This is a genomic window from Blastococcus sp. CCUG 61487 (assembly GCF_005222955.1).
Classification (GTDB): Bacteria; Actinomycetota; Actinomycetes; order Mycobacteriales; family Geodermatophilaceae; genus Blastococcus.
The window spans coordinates 1-18,366 of sequence record NZ_LWUA01000229.1 but is presented as its reverse complement, the minus strand read 5'-3'; the positions used below and the strand labels follow the sequence as shown (position 1 = coordinate 18,366).

Sequence of the window (18,366 nt, the reverse complement as noted above, 5' to 3'; positions counted from 1 at the left end):
TCGCTCAGTTCCGGCGCGGGATGACCACGGTCATCGACTCGTAGCCCTTGATGAAGTGGTTGTGGCTCCGCTTGGGCTCCCCGACCACGGTGATCTCTGGGAAGCGCGCCAGCATCTCCTCCCAGATGATCCGCAGCTGCAGCTCGGCGAGCTTGTTCCCCAGGCAGCGATGGATGCCGAAGCCGAAGGAGAGGTGCCGCCGCACGTTCTTGCGGTCGATGACGTACGAGTCCGGGTTCTCCACCTTGGCGTCGTCCCGGTTGCCCGACACGTACCACAGGACCACACGGTCGCCCTTGGGGATGACCTTCCCGCCCACCTCGACGTCCCGGGTCGTGCGGCGCGTCATGTGGGTCAGCGGCGTCTGGTACCGGATCGTCTCGGACACCATCGAGGGGACCAGCGCCGGGTTGGCCCGCAGCTTCGAGTTCTCCTCGGGGTTCTTCGAGAGGAAGTAGACCGAGCCGGTGATCGTGTTGCGCGTGGTGTCGTTCCCACCCACGAGCAGCACCACGCAGTCGCCGAACAGCTCCGGCTCGCTGAAGTTGACCGAGTGGGGGCTGTGCGCCATCAGCGAGACGAAGTCCACCCGCGGCTCCTCGCCACGGCGGCGCTGCACCAGCTCCGACATGGTCAGGTAGAAGTCGCGCATCGCCTTCATGCGCTCTTCCTCGGTCTCCGCCGGCTGGCCCGGGCCGGCCGGAGTGGTGAGCACGTCCGACCAGTAGGTCAGCTGCCGGCGCTTCTCCTGCGGGTAGTCGAACAGCGTGGCCAGGGTCATCGCCGTCAGCTCGATGGAGACCTTGTCGACCCAGTCGAACTCCTCGCCGATGGGCAGCGAGTCCAGGATCGCGCCGGCGCGCTCGCGGATGAGCGGCTCGAGCAGCGCCAGGCTCGCCGGGGCGACGCCCTCGGCCACCGCTCCGCGGTGGATGTCGTGGTCCGGCGGGTCCATGCTGAGCAGGGACCGGATACCGGCCTCCTGGCGCCGCCGCTTCTCCTCCTCGGTCATGGTGCCGTCGTCGAAGACCGACGTCGTCTGCTGGGCGGTCTGCGGCCGGGCCAGGGTGATGACACCGTCCGCGGAGAACAGTTCGTGGTTGGTGTCGGCGGCCTGGATGTCCTCCCACCTGGTCAGCGACCAGTACCGGCCGAACTCGCTGTCCTTCTCGTCGGTGAGGTGCACCGGGTCCTCCGCGCGGAGGCGCTCGAAGACCCACTGCCACTCACCCGTCGGGAAGCGATCGGGATTGGCCGGGTCGAGCGACTCCAGGGGGGCCGCGTAGATGCGTTCCCGCGCCTCGGCTTGCTCAGGGGAGAGATCGGTCGCCGGTCGTGACATGGCTGTGGTCATGCGTCTGCCTTCCAGGAGAGGTGGTGGATGGTTGCGCAACCAGCTCACGGCGGCATGGTCGCGGTACGGACGTTGCGCTGCCGGCGCCGTCCGTCGGCGGACGGCGCCCGGGGTCAGCTGCCGACGACCTCGACAGACAGCCCGTCCAGGTCATCGGAGGTCTCGATCTGGCAGCACAACCGGCTGTTCTCGCGGACGCCGAAGGTGCTGCTGAGCATGGCCTGTTCGTCGTTGGTGCGCTCCCCCGTCGCGTCGGTCCACTCGGGGGCCACGTACACGTGGCAGGTGGCGCACGCCGCTTCCCCGCCGCAGTCCCCCTCGATGCCGGGGATCGCGTTGTCGACGGCGACCTCCATCAGCTTCCAGCCGGGTTCGGCCTCGACCGTGCACTCCGACTTGTCCTGCAGGATGAAAGTGACTTTCATGCGGCCCTCTCCTGGGTTTCACCGAATGTGATGCACGTTACGGGTGACACACTGTCCAGTCAATGACGCCTCGTCACGGCAGCTGTCGTGTCGAGCCCGGTACGACGGAGGTCGGCGCGTGGAGATGTACCTGAACTGTCCCTGCGGGGAAGTGATCGAAGGTCAGGACGAGGACGACCTGGTGGCCAAGGCCCAGGCCCACCTCAGCGAGGCGCATCCGGGGCGGACGTACACCCGCGAGCAGATCCTCTTCATGGCGTCCTGAGCCATCGTGCGCCGGGAACCGCGTGGGGCCGGGGACGACGAGGCGGAACGGGTGCGGTCGTGAGCAGCGCCTATCGTCGTCCCGTGAGCGCTGCGACGGACACCGAGCCCGATCCTGACGGCACTCCGCAGACGACGGTGCGGGAGGAACTCCGGGAGGTGACCCGGCAGCGCCTGCTGTCGGCGGCCGAAGCGGTCTTCCAGCGGGACGGGTACTCGGGCACCACGGTCGGCAACATCGCCAGCACCGCCAATGTCAGCCGGGCGACGTTCTACGTGCACTTCACCGACAAGTCCGACGTCCTGATGACGCTCATGCGAGCCAACCTGGCCGAGACACCGGACTACTGGCGGGAGGTCGACGCCGCGCTCGTCCTGGGCGACCGCGATGCACTGCGCGCCTCCCTGCGGAACACGCTGAACTGGTACGCGCAGCACGCGAACCTGCTGCGGCCGCTGCGCGAGGCGCTGGCCGCGAACCCGACGCTCGCGCAGCGGGTCGAGGGCAGCTTCGCCGGATTCGCCGACGAGATGACCGGCTACCTCGCCGGCGTCCGCCCGCAGGACCGCGACCGCGCGCACCTGCGACTCCAGCTGCTGATGATCCAGCTCGACCAGCTCGCCTACCGGATCGTCGTGCTGGGGCAGAAGAGCATCGACCGCGAGGTGATGCTGGACGAGGTGACCGACTTCTGGCGCCTCACCCTGCCCCCGGTGGGGCCGTTCCGCTGACCCGAACCGCGCCGGCCGGACCTAGAACGTGGCGAGCCGCACCGTCTCCGGCAGCTCCCGGAGCGCGGCGATCAGTTCCGACGGCAGCGGGGCGCTGACGTCGGTGACCGCGTACCCGAGCTCACCGCGGGTGGCCAGCACCTGACCGTCGACGTTGAGCCCGTGCTCGGTGACCAGCACGTCGGCGCTCGCCAGGACGCCGGGGACGTTGCGGTGCAGCAGCGCGAAGCGAGCAGCCGACGAGCCGTGCAGGGCCACGGCGGGCAGGTTCACGCTCAGCGTCGTCGTCCCCGACTGCACGTAGTCGATCAACTTGCCGGCGACGAAGCGGCCGATGTCGTGCTGCGCCTCCTGGGTGGACCCGCCGACGTGCGGGGTGAGCACCACGTTGGGCAACCCGCGGAGCACCGAGGTGAAGGGGTCCCCCTGCTCGCGCGGCTCCTCGGGGAAGACGTCGACCGCGGCCCCGGCGATGTGGCCGCTGAGGATGTGGTCGCGCAGCGCCTCGTGGTCGACGACGAAGCCGCGGGAGAGGTTGAGGAACAGGCTCCGGGGGCGCATGCGGGCGAACTGCTCGGCACCGAAGAGCCCGGCGTTGCCGCCGCGGCCGTCGACGTGGAGCGACACCGTCTCGGCCCGCTCGAGCAGCTCGTCGAGGCTGGCGCAGCGCTGGGCGTTGCCCAGCGCGAGCTTGTCCTCCAGGTCGTAGTAGAGGACGCGCATGCCCAGGCTCTCGGCGAGCACCGACAGCTGGCTGCCGATGTTGCCGTAGCCGACGATGCCGAGGGTGCGGCCGCGGATCTCGTGGCTGCCGGTGGCCGACTTGTCCCAGATCCCGGCGTGCAGCGCGCGGTCCCTGTCGACCAGCCGACGGGCCAGCAGGATGATCTCGGCGAGCGCGAGCTCGACGACGCTGCGGGTGTTGGAGTAGGGCGCGTTGAACACCGCGACCCCGGCACCGGCGGCCGCGACGAGGTCGATCTGGTTGGTGCCGATGCAGAAGGCGCCGATCGCGACCAGCTCGGGGCGGCGGCGCAGCACCTCCGCGGTCACCTGCGTCTTCGAGCGGATGCCCAGCAGGGTGACGCCGTCCAGCGCGGCGATCAGGTCGTCCTCGTCCAGCGCACCCCGGATCGACTCGACCTCGTACCCGGCGGAGGTAAGGAGGTCGACGGCGACGGGATCGATGTTCTCGAGCAGCAGCGCCCTCGGCATGGTCAGGTCAGTCCTCCTCGACCGCCGGACCAGCGGCGGTCCGCGGCGGCCCCGAGTATGCGCCCCTCTGCCACCGGGCCGGACGACCGGTGGCGCACCCCTCAGCCAGGGACTGTCTCGGCCGCGGTCGGGTGCCCCGGGGTACCGACCGGCCCGACGGGGATGTCGCCCGCCGGTCGCTCACCCAGCCGGACGAGCACGATCCCGGCCAGGACGACGACGCCGCCGACGAGCTGCACCCCCGAAGGCTGCTGCCCCAGCGCGAGCCAGGCGAACAGCACCGCGAACAGCACCTCGCTGAGGCCCACGAACGAACTGAGCCGCGCCCCCAGGAGCCGGACCGCGGCGATGCCGGTGGCGTACGCGACGGCCGCCGCGACCAGGGCGATGCCCAGGACGGCCACGAGCCAGCTGATCGTCCTGCCGGCCAGCTCGACATCGGCGGCCGAGGTCCGCCACGGGACGATTCCGACGAGCGCCGCCACGCCGAGGAGCAGCGCACCGACCGCGAGCCCTGCCCACGCGCTGACCAGCGGAGGAAGCGCGCCCTCGGTCCGGGCGGAGAGCACGAAGTAGGCCGCGAGCCCCACCGCGGCCAGCAACCCCCAGGCGATCCCGATCGGGTCGAGCTCGGCACCCCGGGCGACGTCCAGCACCAGCACCAGCCCGGTCAGCGCCACGACCACGCCGGCGGCGGTGACGGCGCCGGGCCGCTGACCGAGCCGCACCCAGACCCACAGCACGACGAGCACGACGGCGGAGTACTCCAGGAGCAGCGCCACCCCGACCGACAGCCGGGCGACGGCGGAGAAGTAGGCGAGCTGGGGCAGCGCGACGGCGAGCGCCCCGAAGGCCAGGACCGCGCCGGCGTTGGCCCGGAGCAGGTGCCATCGCCTGCGCAGCTGGAGGACGGCGGGCACGGTCAGGACGAGAGCTCCCAGACCGACCCGGACGATCACGGCGGACGCCGCGCTCCAGCCGGCGTCCAGCAGGCCGGCGGCGAAGACCCCGGCCGTGCCGAAGGCGGCGGCGGAGACCACGGCCAGCAGGAGACCCAGCAGCCCGGTGCGGCGATCGAGCACGACGACCCTCTCCTGTCAGGGGTCAACGGCGGTACGCTCCTGACGGCGGGACGCTAGCAGAGCAGACGGACGTCAGGAGACAGGTGCTCTTCGCGCACGACACGGAGCTCGGGCTGGCCACCGCGGCCGCGCTCGTCAACACCGCGGCGGACGGCGAGGAGCGACTTCCCGACCCCCCGGCCCTCGCCGCCTTCCTCGACACCTGGCAGTTCACCGGCAGCCGCCGCGGGGACGCCGCGGAGCTCGCCGAGGTGCACGAGCTGCGCGCCGTGCTCGCCGGGATCTGGACGGCGGGCGAGGACGACGTCGTCGCCGAGGTGAACCGGCTGCTCCAGGACGGGCGAGCGCTGCCGCAACTGGTCCGGCACGACGACTGGGGCTACCACATGCACGCCACGGAGCCGACGGCTCCGCTGGCCCACCGGATGGGCGTGGAGGCGGCGATGGCCCTGGCCGAGGTGGTCCGCACCGACGCCCTCCACCGGCTGCGCCGCTGCGCAGCGCGCGGGTGCGACGACGCTCTCGTCGACCTCACCAGGAACGGCAGCCGCCGGTTCTGCGGGACCAGCTGCGCCAACCGGGAGCACATGGCCGCGCACCGGGCCCGCCGAACCGCCGGCTGACCCACGATCGGCCTTCCGAGCCCTAGCTGACGGACCGGGTGGTCCAGCGGCGGCGGACCCGGCGGTCGAAGCGGTCCAGGCTGCCGCGCAGCGGGCGGCCGAAGTACCTGCCCAGCACGACGCCGGCGGCCAGGCCCAGCCCGATGGCCGCGGCTCCCACGAGCCGGCTCACCCCCCGCCCGACGTCGGCCTCCACGACGATCTCGAACAGCCCCCGGTAGATCAGCAGCCCGGGCAGCAACGGGACGATGCCGCAGATCGCGACGAGCAGCGGCGGAACCCGCAGCCGATCGGTCAGCGCCTCACCGCAGAAGCCGACGAGCACCGCCGCCGCCGCGCTGGCCACCGCCGGGCCGACCCCGAACTCGGCCACCGCGGAGGAGGTGACCCACGCCAGCGCACCGGCCGCCGTCGCCACCCCGACGGCGATCGGGCGGGCGTACGACGCGATCGCCCAGAACCCGGCCATCGCGGCGGCGGCAGCCAGCGCGACGGGGAACGCCACGCGGAACGTCGCCGGGTCGAGCACGCGCAGCGGCACCTCCGCCCGCCGGGCCATGTCCAGGACGGCGGCGATGCCGACGACGATGCCGGTCGTCAGCGTCAGGACCTCGAAGGCCCGTGCCGCGGCGGTGACCGGATAGCCGTTGATCGCGTCCTCGGCGGCGCCCACGAAGGACAACCCGGCCAGGAGCACCACGATCCCGGCGGCGACGACCAGCGAGGTGCGGACCTGCACCTCGGCGACCATGAGCAGGACGGCGGACCCGGTGGCCACCGCGGCACCCACGACCTGCTGGAAGAACATCGGCAGGCCACGCCGCGCCAGGGCGCGGATCGTCTGCTCGATGACCGCCGTGGTGACCGCCGCGACCACGGCCACCAGCCAGCCACCTCCGAGCAGGATGGCGACGCAGCCCGCGACCCCCGACCAGCCGAGCGCGTGGATCCCGCGGCGGTAGGGGTGCGGCGCGGACAGGACCTCGTCCAGCCGGCGGTGCGCCTCCTCGGGGCCGAGCTCCTCGTCCTTGATCGTCGCGGCCAGCGCGGTGATCCCCTGGAGCCGGGTGTAGTCCAGTCCGCGCGGAGTCACGATCCGCATCAGGACCAGCGGATCCGCGTCGTCGGGTGCGTAGCTGATCGTCAGCGAGGTGAACGTGACGTCGACCTGGCAATCGTCCAGCCCGTAGGCCGCGGCGACACGGAGGACCATGGCGGTGACGTCCGCCGCCGAGCCGCCCACCGCCATCATCGACTCGCCCATGCGGAGGGCCAGGCCGAGCGCGGCCCGCGCCGTGGCGGGGTCCACCTGACTGGGCTTGGCGCGCAGGGAGAACGGCTCCGTCGGCGGACCGGAGCCGGCGATGGCCTTGCGTGCTCGTTCCGGCAGTCGGGCGAGCCGCCGATCGCGGCCCCGGCTGGGGGGAGGCACGGCGCCAGGCTACGGAGTGGCCAGGGCGATCCGCGGCAGGCTCTCAGGCCGCGGCGTCGAGCCGGTAGAGAGCGGTGTGCCGGGTGTGCAGCACCGGGTGCCCGTCGGCCAGGACCAGCGCGTCGTAGACCACCTCGTCGTGCCGGCCCCGCCGTCCGACGCTGACGACCCGTCCGTGCGAGGTGATCAGCGCGGGGAGCCGGGCGACGCCGAGGAAACGGCAGTCGCTCACGGTGTGGATCCACGGCCCGAGCTCCACGTTGCGGGTGAGCACCCGGTGGACCGCCTTGAGCAGCATCGCCGGATGGGCCCACCCGTGCTCGCGGTACAGCGCCAGCGGTTCGCCGACGGCGTCGAGGTACCACTCGTTCTGCTCGACGCTCACGTGCTCGTCGACGCTGCCGATGGGCCCGACCGAGGGGTCGGTGAGCAGCCGAGGTGCAGCGGGGACGTGCGTGAAGACGCTCAGATCCGGGCGGTCGGCGGTGCGGCTGGCCGAGCCGACGGCCCGCACCTCGCCGTCCGGACCTGTGACCGTCAGCCGCCCGTCGTCGAGCTCGACGAGCACCTCCTCGCCGTCGTAGACGGGACGGCGGAAGCGCACGTCCACCTGTCCCGCGGACAACCAGTCCTCCCCCCAGGCGGCGACCAGCGGGGTGGTGATCCGGGCGAACAGCTCGACGCCGGGCACGAGCGCGCCGGTGAAGCCGAACCGCTGGGCGCCGTCGTCGTCGTGGATCGTGTTGGCCGCCTCCTCGATGACGCGGGCTTCGAAGCGGTGCGGCTCGGGCTCTCCCATCCGCGGATGGTGCCAGTACTTTGGCTGGTCCGGGAAGCGCCGGACCTCGTTCCGGTGTTCACCTGGCGTGCTCGACACAGAGGGAGGCACACACGTGACCACTGAGACCGCCATCCTCGCCGGCGGCTGCTTCTGGGGCGCCCAGGAGCTGCTTCGCAAGCGCCCGGGGGTGATCAGCACCCGCGTCGGCTACTCCGGGGGCGACACCCCGAACGCCACCTACCGGAACCACGGGGACCACGCCGAGGCGGTCGAGATCGTCTTCGACCCGGACACGGTCTCGTTCCGGGAGCTGCTGGAGTTCTTCTTCCAGATCCACGACCCGTCGACGAAGGACCGTCAGGGCAACGACATCGGGCGCAGCTACCGCTCGGCGATCTTCTACACCAGCGACGAGCAGAAGCGCGTCGCCGAGGACACGATCGCCGACGTCGACGCCTCCGGGATCTGGCCCGGCAAGGTCGTCACCGAGGTGGAGCCGGCCGGTGACTTCTGGGAGGCCGAGGAGGAGCACCAGGACTACCTGCAGAAGATCCCGTTCGGCTACACGTGCCACTACGTGCGGCCCGACTGGGTGCTCCCCCGCCGGGAGGCGCAGACGGCGTGAGCTGAGGTCCGGCTCGCGGTCGAGGGGGTGGCTGTCCCGGGCGGACGGCCACCCCCTCGGCGCTCAGGGCCGGGCGACCGCCGTGCCGCTGACCTTGGCGAGCTCCGCGGCGACGACGGCCATGTTGGCCCGCCACACGTCGTCCGCGGTCGGCGGCAGGATCTCCGCCCACATCGGCAGGCAGAAGCCGAGCATCTGGCTGGCGCCGCGGGGGCGGCCGTAGAGCCACATGTGGAAGTGCGAGCCGCCGTCGCCCCAGCGGGCGACGTGCACCCGGCCGATGCCACCGACGGCCTGGATCGCCCGGTCGAGCCGGACGATCATCTGCCCCAGTTCGCCGGCCCGCTCGTCGTCGAGCTCGTCCATGTCCAGGTGCTCGCGGGTCTCGAGGAACACCTGCACCGGCACGCCCGACGGCCGCATCGCCTTGACCCGCCAGTGCCGGTCCACCCAGATGTACTCGTCGTCCGCGGCCGCGCACGCGGAGCAGGGTCCACCGCCCGGCTCCCCCGTGCGCGGCCGGTCGGTCGGGTACGGCGGCTTGGGCTCGCGCACCCGGAGGTCGCCCTCGAACGGGAAGATCGACCAATTCACGAAGTCCGGCAGCGGCAACGACGAGTTCTCCGGGGCGAGAGACATCCGCCGAGCATGCCGCACCTCGACCCTGCAGAGCCTGCCGCAGCCGACGTGTTCGCACTTCCCTGATCAGCTGTTCCGAACTCGTGCGGCGGGGCACGGCAAGCTGACCCCGTGCACTACATCGGGATCGACCTCGCCTGGGGGTCCAGGCAGCCCACCGGCCTCGCCGTGCTGGACGACGCCGGCCGGTTGGTGCACGTCAGCACGGTGCACACCGACGACGAGATCGAGACCGCGCTGGCACCGTTCACCGCCGGCCCGTGCATCGTGGCGATCGACGCCCCGCTGGTGGTCACCAACGCCACCGGGAACCGGGCCGCCGAGCGGGCGCTCAACGCCGACTTCGCGAAGTTCCAGGCCGGGGCGCATCCGACCAACACCAGCAGGTCCGAGTTCACCGACGGGGACACCCGCGGCGGGCGGATCGGCCGGCGGCTGAAGCTGGACCTCGACCCCCGCTCGGGCCGCGACCGCCGCGCGATCGAGGTCTACCCGCACGCGGCGACGGTGGCGCTGTTCCGGCTGGGCCGCACGCTGAAGTACAAGAGCAAGCCGGGCCGCACGCTCGAGCAGATGCGCGCGGAGTTGCTCCTGCTCGTCGACCTCCTGGGCGGGGTGGCCGAGCTCGACCTCGGTGCGCCGTTCGCCGCGCTGCGCGAGCAGGTGCAGACCGCCTCTCGCAAGAGCGAGCTGCGGGTGGCGGAGGACCAGATCGACGCGGTGGTCTGCGCCTACGTGGGGTGGATCGCCGTTCGACGTCCGGACGAGGTGACCACCTACGGCGACGCGGCCGGTGGTGCCATCGTGACTCCGACCCTGCCGCCGGACCTGCAGCCCGGCCCCCGGGTCGCCGCACCTCCGCCCGACCCGGTGCAGCAGGCCATCCAGGCGTACGCCGACGGCCGGCCCCAGGCCCTGGTCGCCGGGACGCAGGCGGTCGCGCTCGTCACCGGTGTGCTCGACGACGCCGGGATCAACTACCTGTCCGTCACCGGACGGACCAAGAGTGTCACCTCGTTCGCGGAGAAGGCGGCTCGCCTGGTCGACGGCAAGCCTGCCTACCCGGACCCGGCGCGGGACATCACCGACCAGATCGGCGTCCGGGTGATCACCTACGTGCAGGCCGACGTGGAGGCGGTCGCCGAACTGCTGGCCGCGCAGGTGCGGGTGATCGACGACCGCGACATGGGACGGCAGACCGCGCAGCAGGGCCGGTTCGGCTACTCCAGCCGGCACCTGCTGATCGCCGTGGACCCGGGCCGGGCGGCCGAGTGGCCGGAGCTGGTCGGGCGGGTGGTGCAGGTGCAGGTGCGCACGGTGCTGCAGCACGCGTGGGCGGAGTTCGAGCACGACATCCGCTACAAGGGCACGGTGCCCGACGAGCACGCTTCCGAGTTCGACCGGCGGTTCACCCTGGCCGCCGGGTTGCTGGAGCTGGCAGATCAGCAGTTCACCGCGATCCGCGAGCGCCTTCGGGCACCCTTGCCCGGCGACGACGCCGACGACGCCGACGACGCGGATCCCGACGACCCCCGGATCGCGCCCCGGGAGCTGGCTGCGTTCCTGGCCGGGCAGTACGCCGACGCCGGCTGGTCCCGCCCGGACCACTACACCTGGATCTCCGGCCTGCTGCTGGAGCTGGGGATCACCAGCCTGGTGGAGCTGGGCGAGGTGCTGCGCGCCGTCGACGACAGAGACATCACCGCCCGGATGGACTACCGCTATCCACCCGGTGCCGTGCGCCGACTGGACGACACGCTGCTGGCCGGCTTCGGGCAGCAGTACGTGGACCTGCACGGCAACGCGGACCGGCGGGCCGCCCTGACCACCCGGCTGCAGAAGCTCGCCGGCAGCTGACCGGCCGGGGAGCCCGCGGAGCCAAGGCCCCGCGGCCGGGAGGCGACGACGACAGCTAACGCTGCACGGGCGGACCTGCTGCGGTGAACTCCGTACCGGGTGGGTCCACCGCCCAGGGTGCGGGCGTACCCCAGCCGTCCTCGTAGACCAGCTCGGACAGCGGTCGGCGCCGCACTGGGCCGTGCGACCCGGCGGGCCTGCCCAGGGTGATCGTCGCCGAGATCGCGGTGGCGTCCGGGATGCCGAGCGCGGAGCGCAACTCCGCCTCGACAGTCCGGTGGAACATCGTCATCACGCCGCCGTAGCCGTAGGCCCGCGCAGCGAGGAGGAGGTTCTGACAGGCGGGGTAGACGTGGGACCCCTCCGTCAGCTCGGGGGCGCGGTACCGGTTGAGGCACGGCAGGATCAGCACCGGCACCGAGGCGAACGAGTCGACGTAGTGCTCCATCGTCGCGGCCAGTCGTGCCTTCGGTGAGTCCCGCCGCGCGCCGGAGCCCTGCGCGTACCCGTCACGCTGCCGCTTGGCCGACCACATCGCACGGGCTCCTTCGGCGATCAACGTCTTCGCCGTGACCGCCAGCGGGCCGTTCCGCAGGACGAGGAACCGGAACGGCTGCCGGTTGGACCCGCTCGGCGCCCGGGTCGCGGCGAACAGCACATCGCGCAGGACGTGGTCCGGGACCGCTTCGTCGGTGTAGCGCCGGATGGCCCGTGTCGAACTCAGCCCATCGACGAGGGAGACGTCGCTCGCCCGTATCGGCACGTTCCGCAGGTCTTCCATGCTGCTCGCCCTCTCCTCACCGGTTGCCCGTTCCACCTCACCATCGCCTAGCGTCCCCTGCATGCGTGCTGTGCAGATCACCCGCTTCGGCGGCCCGGAAGTCCTCGACGTCGTCGACGTCCCCGAGCCGGAGGCCGGCCCCGGCCGGACGCTCCACGACGTCTCCGCCGCCGGCATCAACTACGCCGACACCCACCACCGCCTGTCCTTAGACGTACCTCGGGAACGCCCGTAGGCTCCCAGGGGGCGAGGCTTGAGCCCGACACCGACACCGACACCGACACCGACGACGGCGGCGCGCACGCGTACTCAGCGGTGCAGCGGGGCGCGTTGAGCCCGACGCCGCCGACACCAGTCATCGAAAAGAGTCATCGAAAAGATGGCTGACGCCGAAGCTCACTTGCTCGGGCGGACACCCAGCGCCGGACGCACGTTCAAGGCTCCAATCGCGAGAGCCTTCCAAGTTGGCCTGCGGCGCGCTTTCCCGCTCGTCGTTCTCAGAATGGTCCCGGGTGGCCCCAGCAGCACTTGGGCGCGGACGCCGGGGACGTGTTGAGCCAATAGGGCCTGCGCCTCGGTCACCCACGTCCCATCGCCCTGCTCCGCAAGGACAACGACCGTATCCTCACCATCAAGATTCCCGAGAAGGACAACGGGGCGCACCCGACGCAAGGAGGCGGATCTGAGGAGTAACGCCTCGACGTCCTCCGCGAATACGGTTTGCCCCCTCACTTTAAGACTGTCACCCAGGCGACCCACCACATATAGTTCGCCATCAGCGAGGAAGCCGGCATCGCCAGTCCGAAAACAGCCGTCGGTGTCCGCGAGCGTGCGCGACACGACACCGGAGGGCCCCATCTCCAGGTACTCGTCCGCCATACTTGGACCGCTAACCACGATTTCGCCACAGACGAGCTCCTCCGCCTTAGTGCCGGAGGGAAGCTCAATGTGCACGCGAGCCGCCCCGAGGGGCCTTCCGCATGAGTTGAGCTGGAAGCCATCTTCTGCACCGGCGCTCAGGGGCAAGAGCTGAACCTGACGCCCTGGCACCAAGGTGGATCGTTCGACCGACACTGTCCGCGCCACGTCCTGTAGAGCCACTCCCGTCACAGCCAGTGTGCTCTCCGCCAGACCATAAGCAGGCATGAAGGCCTGCCGTCTGAAACCGCCGGGCTCAAGCAGAGTTGAAAAACTTTCGAGCACTGCCGGGTCTACATGCTCCGCGCCGACGATCACGGACCTCCAATCGTTGAAGTCCATGCCCTCGAGGGCTGAGCGGCGTAGACGCCGCGCGGCGTACGCAAGACCAAAAGTAGGGACGGCCGCAAGTTTCGCACCATGCCGCCCAAAGCATTCCACCCATTTGAGCGGCGACCTAATAAACTGCTCAGGACGCATCAACCAGAGATCGCTACCATTCACGACTGGGGTCAGCAGACACCCGATCAGCCCCATGTCATGGTGCAGCGGAAGCCATGTAGCCGTTGCGTCATCACAGCCCATGCGCAACCACCGGCGGATGGCCGCAATATTCGCTTCCAAGGCACCGCGCGATATGCCCAGCCCCTTGGGGGAGCCACTGGAGCCAGAGGTGAACTGCATCAGGGCTCGCTCAGGAACAGCAATCTCAGCACCCGGCAGAACACCATCCGACTGCGACGCATCCGACATCACGACAACGGGCGTTTCAGTACTTCCGATACGGGACTCAAGCTCAACGGCCGATTCAGACGTAGCAAGGATGCAGCGCGGTTGCCCTAGCGATATCACGCGACCGACATGCGACCGGTACGCATCTTGGTCGCGAAAGACCAGCGTGGGCGGGATGACGCACGGCGTGGCTCCCGCCGCCAAGGTAGCGAAGAAGCCGATAGGAAACTCCGGGCCCTGAGGCAGAGCAAGCGCAACCGCATCTCCGGGCCGAATCCCCGCGGCCGAAAGCTGCTGCGCTATGAATAGTGTCCGCGCCGCGAGTTCCGCGTAGCTCACGAACTCCCATGAGCCGTCGACGGACAGGTGCCGAATACCTCGATCGGTCGTTGCATCGAACACCCAGTCGAGCAGACCCCGTTGCGCTTCCAAGTTGACAACTCTCCAAGAGACGACCAGCCACAAGACACGCAGGCTCAACAGATGCACGGCCCCGCTCATGCAGCCGCAGCAGTCTCGATTCGCGAGCCCCGTCCGGGAATCTACCGAGCTGACATCGCCTCTGTCAGCATGCCACCTCGACCGGGAGCCGAAGAGTGCCACGGTCGTTGAGGCACCTTCGAATCAGACGGACTCCATCATCGTCGGCGACGATGTAGAACCAACCGTTGCACGGTCGGCCTCCGCAGAGGACCACGGCAGTCAACAGACGAGCCGGGCGAGACGTCTCCGCCCGCCGTGCCGTACCGTGACGACAGGATCGTCTGAGGTCAAACCTTGCCGCCTATGAGACCGTCGACGCCTTGCCCCAGATGGGAGTCGAATCGCCGTTGTCGTCGATCAGGATTCCGCGGGTCTTGGATGACGTCACGTTCGAGTGGTGTGCTCAGCACTTGGAGCCCATTTTTCGCGCAACCCTGATCGACGCGGACATACAACCCGTTGGCGCCGGCAGGATTGGGACGACTGTCCGAGTGCGGCTGATATGGGCGAGCGAGCGCGCCGCATCCCCGCCTCCCTCAGTCGTGGTCAAGCTGGTTGCGCAGTCCGCCGTGGCGCGAAGGGCCGCTCGAACCTTCGGTAGCTACCGGGCGGAGGTCGGCTTCTACCTTGAGCTAGCAGAACACGTGGGGTCCCGCCTACCGCGATGCTTCATCGCGGCATATGAGTCTGCGGACCGCTACTGTTTGGTGCTCGAGGATATGGGCGATTCCGAGGCTGGCGATCAGATGCGGGGATGCAGCCCCGAGGAGGCTGAAGCGTCACTGCTCGAACTCGCACGATTGCACGCGAGCACATCCGCCAGCTCTGGCATTGACATACCTTCGTGGTTAACGCCACGCCGAGCCATAATCGAATCGCATGAAGCCTTGACTCTCGCGGTGCGTCTATCTGACCGTTTCTGGGCGAGATTCGACGATCGGCTCGCGCCTGAGGTGGAAGAAGCACTCACCGAGCTGGCGGTTCAGTGCGATCAGAACCGCCCGAGGCTGGCGACGCTTACGTCGGTGCTTCATGGCGACTTTCGCACCGGCAACCTGCTCTACGGCATCGGACGACCTGTGGTCGTCGACTGGCAGACCGTCGCTGTCGGCAACTCTGTCGCTGATCTAAGCTACTTTGTGGGCACGAGCATCTCGCGCGAGAAGCAAAGAGCGGACCATGCGATCTATATCGACACGTACGTATCGGCTTTGCGTTCTTATGGGATTCAGATCGACGAGCAGCTCCTCTGGGCCGACTATGCCCGCTATGCCCTCGCCGGCTTGGCCATGGCTATAGTTGGCTGGTCCCTAAGCGAGCGCACGCCTGCCAGCGACGAAATGTTCGCGGTAATGGCTGACCGAAGTGCGATTCACGCCGATGAGCTGAGAAATATCAGCTGAACCCACTGGGCCTCAGCCCAAGACAACCGGCTCTGAAACGAATCCCCGAACGATAGGCGACCGGGTTCGCGTTCCAGCGCCCCGCAGGCTAATCCAGCTCGTTCGATCGAGCAGTGCCTTAAGAACCACTTTCACTTCCATTCGAGCCAGTCTCGATCCGATGCAGAGATGTGGACCGCTGCCAAAGGCGATGTGATCGTTAGGACTCCGGTTCACGAGGAATCTATCTGGATCCGGGAAGCGTGCCGGGTCTCGGTTCGCGGCCCCAAAGGCCACGAGGACCCGGGCATTCGCCGGTAACGATTCCCCGCCTAGCTCAGTCGGCCTGGTAGTCGAACGCCACAGGGCTTGGACCGGTGAATCGTAACGGAGCGCCTCTTCCACGGCAGACGACAAGAGGTGCGGGTGACGGCGTAAGGAGTCCTGCGCCTCCGGATGCTCACTAAGCGCAGCGATAAGGTTGGTCAAGAGGTTTGTCGTCGTCTCTACCCCTGCCACAAGGAGAAAGACGCACTGGGCCAAGAGTTCGTGATCACTCAGCCCAACATCGGACGCGGCAGCAATCACCGACAATAGATCTCCACTCGGCGCGGTCCGTCGTTTGGCTAGCTCTCGGCGGAAGTAGCGGAGCATGTCTAGCCCCCGACCCACACCGTGACCATCGAACCCTTGGTCCAGCTCAGCCGTGACCACGGATACCCACCGCCGGAACTCCTCGTGCATAGAAGCTGGCACACCGAACATGGATGCCAATACGACGACCGGCATCGGTTCGGCCACGTCGCGGTAAAAGTCGGCCTCGGCACCGCGCTCGACAAGACCCCGGACTAGTTCGTCGGCCAGCTCGTGCATCATACTTTCGAGCGCCACCAGCGATTGCCGAGTGAACGCCGGCCGAATCGCCCGCCGAATCACTTGGTGCTCGGGCGGATCTGTCGCAATGATCACCCGGACGCCCGACACGCCCATCCGGTACCCGACTCCTGTCGCAGGGGCAGAGTGAGAGCCAATGGTGGCTGACATCCCCAGGGCCGATGAGAATGTCTCCGTATTGCGGAGGACATGCACCGCATCCTCGTACCGCGTCACCATCCAAAGATCGTGATCTTGGAGATGCGCAACGGGTAGGGATGCCCTCAGAGCGGCATAAGCCGAGTACGGGTCAGCGAGCGTGGCCGGGTCCAGTGGGTCAAAGAGTGCTGCTGACATGTTACCCCCGCGTCTGCCAGGAATACTGTATTCGTCATCGTTGAACCGCAGCGACTGCCGCAGCGGCTGCTATCTCCTAGTGCTGCACGCGAACTTCACTTGATCTTTTTCGGGGGGCGGGCACGTTCCACTCCAGCCAACCGCTACCAACTGCACCCACCCCTGAGAACTTGCACAATGCCCGGTGCAGCACCGTCTCCTTTCCCTCAGGCGAGGCCAGGGGGAGTAAGGTCCACGCTATCGGATGGCAGCTCACGTCAATGCCGTCGAGGGACAAGGTTAGCGATTCCCGCCGGTCACTGCGCTCTGGCGCCGCGATTTGGTTGAGTGGCGCCATACTCCCACCACGCGCCATATAACCCTCGCCCCAAGCGTGCTTTCGAGACAGCTTCGTCACCTGGAAGCGGACCTGTGATCCCACGGCGCCGGCGGCCCACAGCCACGGTACGCGCCACCAGTCCCGGACTCCCACAGAATGGTCTCGCTGTCCAGTCGCTGACACTGCAAAGGTCTCGCCATTCATCACCACTTCACCTGTCACGTCACACGACTGCTCGAGTCGAGTGGTCGAGGCGTATCGGAATACCTCCATGACTGGCGTCCACACAAGGTCCAAACGCAACGGATGCCGGGGGCTGTGAGACGAATCCCGGAGCTCCCCGACGCGAAGGCCGAAAGAGCTCCCGTCAGCTGCCTCGTTTAGCTGAGCATAGACACCGGCTCCTGTGCGCCAGATCATCTTGTCCGCTGCCTCAAGTTGCGTAGCGTCAGTCACGTTCAGGATCCAGGGTGGAAAACCCGGCGCTACTACAACCACCCACAGCCAGTTCTGGCCTAGGTTGGGATAGCTTCCGAACCGCACATAGACGCCCAGACCCGAGGAGGCGTCGGCGAAGTCGAGATAGCGTGACTCGCTCCAGAGTGCGCTGCGGGCCATAACGGCCCGAGTCGCCGCGTCGCCGATAGTGTCCAGGCTGGTCCGGAGATTTCTTTCTGACCTGCTATCGATGGGCCACGTCACGGCACGCCGCCGCAGCAACTGGTCACCAGGAGCAGAAACTTCGGGCGAAGGCGTGCCACTTAAGAACCACCTACCCCTGACCTGGGGACGCATCGAGCGCCTGCATAACATAGCCCTCGACGTCGCTCACAGAGACGATTGTGGCCGCAGTGTGCTCGTCTATAGGCTCCACTCCGAACTCATCCTCGAGGGCGAACGCCAGCTCTACGAGGGCTAGCGAATGGTATTCGAGATCAACCACTAATTGGGGATCGTCGCCACGCCAGCCATCACCGTTCGGGGCGATATCGCGGATCATTTCGCGGATCCGCAAGCGTGTTTCGTCCATTGCCTTTACCACTCGGTGGTCCCTCCTAGCGTTACCATTGATCCTTCGCGACTCTGCAAATCTTCATGCACGCACTAAGCCCGGGCCGCGCACCCACCTACGCCGATAAACTGACCGCGGCCTTGACCATACGGGACTCCCCCCCGCTTCGGTTGACTTCTTGCCTGTGGGGCTGCGCGCTCGCTGGAAGGGTCAGCATCGTTGCAAGGCCCTATCCGGCGGGGTTCCGTTGTGACGTGATGGCGGTGGCCCGCAAGCTGCCGGTCGCCCAGGTGACCTGCCGGGCGCTTGGCTTCTCCACGCGGACTTCAATAGTGGGCCGCCAACCCGATCTCGCAGCGGACTGGGACGCCGCGCACCTGATCAACGCCGCCTACGACATCCACGGCGACGACCCCGCGTTCGGCTTCCGGGGTTCATCGCCTGCCAGCTACAAGAACGCGGCCTGACCGCTGGGGAGGA

At 68.6% G+C, this 18,366-nt stretch carries 19 protein-coding genes and 1 pseudogene; 8 read left to right on the top strand and 12 right to left on the bottom strand.

The features are described from left to right. Window positions 1-4: 4 nt before the first annotated feature. Both A6V29_RS12340 and A6V29_RS12335 read right to left on the bottom strand, forming a co-directional pair. Window positions 5-1,342: a cytochrome P450 gene (locus A6V29_RS12340; RefSeq protein WP_137160570.1), complete on the bottom strand. Its 1,338-nt coding sequence runs from the start codon at window positions 1,340-1,342 to the stop codon at window positions 5-7. A 125-nt stretch (window positions 1,343-1,467) separates the two neighbouring features. Then, window positions 1,468-1,779, bottom strand: a complete 312-nt coding sequence (locus A6V29_RS12335) for a 2Fe-2S iron-sulfur cluster-binding protein (RefSeq protein WP_137160569.1) — start codon at window positions 1,777-1,779, stop codon at window positions 1,468-1,470. A 118-nt stretch (window positions 1,780-1,897) separates the two neighbouring features. Here A6V29_RS12335 and A6V29_RS20965 point away from each other — a divergent pair, with 118 nt between their 5' ends. Continuing rightward, the gene (locus tag A6V29_RS20965; protein ID WP_170977853.1) at window positions 1,898-2,044 is read left to right on the top strand and encodes a DUF1059 domain-containing protein; all 147 of its coding nucleotides are present in this window, start codon (window positions 1,898-1,900) and stop codon (window positions 2,042-2,044) included. A gap of 83 nt (window positions 2,045-2,127) precedes the next feature. Next, window positions 2,128-2,775: a TetR/AcrR family transcriptional regulator gene (locus tag A6V29_RS12330; protein ID WP_170977852.1), complete on the top strand. Its 648-nt coding sequence runs from the start codon at window positions 2,128-2,130 to the stop codon at window positions 2,773-2,775. Between the two features lie 21 nt (window positions 2,776-2,796). On the opposite strand, the gene serA is transcribed toward A6V29_RS12330, so the two are convergent. Both serA and A6V29_RS12320 read right to left on the bottom strand, forming a co-directional pair. Then, the gene (gene serA, locus A6V29_RS12325) at window positions 2,797-3,990 is read right to left on the bottom strand and encodes a phosphoglycerate dehydrogenase (RefSeq protein WP_137160567.1); all 1,194 of its coding nucleotides are present in this window, start codon (window positions 3,988-3,990) and stop codon (window positions 2,797-2,799) included. A gap of 101 nt (window positions 3,991-4,091) precedes the next feature. After that, window positions 4,092-5,072, bottom strand: coding sequence for an EamA family transporter (locus A6V29_RS12320; RefSeq protein ID WP_137160566.1), 981 nt, complete (start codon window positions 5,070-5,072; stop codon window positions 4,092-4,094). A gap of 83 nt (window positions 5,073-5,155) precedes the next feature. Here A6V29_RS12320 and A6V29_RS12315 point away from each other — a divergent pair, with 83 nt between their 5' ends. Then, window positions 5,156-5,695 (top strand): CGNR zinc finger domain-containing protein, encoded by a 540-nt coding sequence (locus A6V29_RS12315; RefSeq protein WP_137160565.1) that lies wholly within the window; start codon window positions 5,156-5,158, stop codon window positions 5,693-5,695. Between the two features lie 22 nt (window positions 5,696-5,717). Here the strand turns inward: A6V29_RS12315 and A6V29_RS12310 are convergent, their stop codons facing one another. Beyond that, on the bottom strand, window positions 5,718-7,127 hold the full coding sequence (locus A6V29_RS12310; RefSeq protein WP_249933195.1) for a threonine/serine exporter family protein: 1,410 nt from the start codon (window positions 7,125-7,127) through the stop codon (window positions 5,718-5,720). 43 nt (window positions 7,128-7,170) lie between these two features. Next, on the bottom strand, window positions 7,171-7,926 hold the full coding sequence (locus A6V29_RS12305) for a hypothetical protein (RefSeq protein WP_137160564.1): 756 nt from the start codon (window positions 7,924-7,926) through the stop codon (window positions 7,171-7,173). Between the two features lie 94 nt (window positions 7,927-8,020). On the opposite strand from A6V29_RS12305, the gene msrA reads away from it, so the two are divergent. After that, complete coding sequence (msrA, locus tag A6V29_RS12300) at window positions 8,021-8,533, top strand: peptide-methionine (S)-S-oxide reductase MsrA (RefSeq protein ID WP_249933194.1); 513 nt, start codon at window positions 8,021-8,023, stop codon at window positions 8,531-8,533. A gap of 63 nt (window positions 8,534-8,596) precedes the next feature. Here msrA and A6V29_RS12295 read toward each other — a convergent pair whose 3' ends face one another. After that, window positions 8,597-9,172, bottom strand: coding sequence for a hypothetical protein (locus A6V29_RS12295; protein WP_137160562.1), 576 nt, complete (start codon window positions 9,170-9,172; stop codon window positions 8,597-8,599). A 111-nt stretch (window positions 9,173-9,283) separates the two neighbouring features. Here A6V29_RS12295 and A6V29_RS12290 point away from each other — a divergent pair, with 111 nt between their 5' ends. Further along, complete coding sequence (locus tag A6V29_RS12290; protein ID WP_137160561.1) at window positions 9,284-11,029, top strand: DUF429 domain-containing protein; 1,746 nt, start codon at window positions 9,284-9,286, stop codon at window positions 11,027-11,029. A gap of 55 nt (window positions 11,030-11,084) precedes the next feature. Here A6V29_RS12290 and A6V29_RS12285 read toward each other — a convergent pair whose 3' ends face one another. Beyond that, entirely contained in the window at window positions 11,085-11,810 is a 726-nt protein-coding gene (locus A6V29_RS12285; protein ID WP_137160560.1) for a nitroreductase family protein, read from the bottom strand. Window positions 11,811-11,871: 61 nt separating this feature from the next. On the opposite strand from A6V29_RS12285, the gene A6V29_RS12280 reads away from it, so the two are divergent. Then, complete coding sequence (locus tag A6V29_RS12280) at window positions 11,872-12,045, top strand: Zn-dependent oxidoreductase (protein WP_137160559.1); 174 nt, start codon at window positions 11,872-11,874, stop codon at window positions 12,043-12,045. Window positions 12,046-12,206: 161 nt separating this feature from the next. Here A6V29_RS12280 and A6V29_RS12275 read toward each other — a convergent pair whose 3' ends face one another. Next, window positions 12,207-13,961: an AMP-binding protein gene (locus tag A6V29_RS12275; protein WP_137160558.1), complete on the bottom strand. Its 1,755-nt coding sequence runs from the start codon at window positions 13,959-13,961 to the stop codon at window positions 12,207-12,209. 311 nt (window positions 13,962-14,272) lie between these two features. Between A6V29_RS12275 and A6V29_RS12270 the strand changes: the two genes are divergently transcribed. Then, window positions 14,273-15,346, top strand: a complete 1,074-nt coding sequence (locus A6V29_RS12270) for a phosphotransferase (RefSeq protein ID WP_249933198.1) — start codon at window positions 14,273-14,275, stop codon at window positions 15,344-15,346. A 12-nt stretch (window positions 15,347-15,358) separates the two neighbouring features. On the opposite strand, the gene A6V29_RS12265 is transcribed toward A6V29_RS12270, so the two are convergent. From A6V29_RS12265 to A6V29_RS12260, 3 genes are all read right to left on the bottom strand, one after another. Further along, window positions 15,359-16,438, bottom strand: coding sequence for a cytochrome P450 (locus tag A6V29_RS12265; protein WP_170977850.1), 1,080 nt, complete (start codon window positions 16,436-16,438; stop codon window positions 15,359-15,361). A gap of 193 nt (window positions 16,439-16,631) precedes the next feature. Next, the gene (locus A6V29_RS22195; RefSeq protein ID WP_502700088.1) at window positions 16,632-17,492 is read right to left on the bottom strand and encodes a DUF7064 domain-containing protein; all 861 of its coding nucleotides are present in this window, start codon (window positions 17,490-17,492) and stop codon (window positions 16,632-16,634) included. Between the two features lie 154 nt (window positions 17,493-17,646). Then, window positions 17,647-17,916 (bottom strand): acyl carrier protein, encoded by a 270-nt coding sequence (locus A6V29_RS12260; protein WP_212719319.1) that lies wholly within the window; start codon window positions 17,914-17,916, stop codon window positions 17,647-17,649. A 260-nt stretch (window positions 17,917-18,176) separates the two neighbouring features. Here A6V29_RS12260 and A6V29_RS12255 point away from each other — a divergent pair. Further along, a pseudogene (locus A6V29_RS12255) lies at window positions 18,177-18,366 on the top strand (IS3 family transposase); the annotation flags it as partial.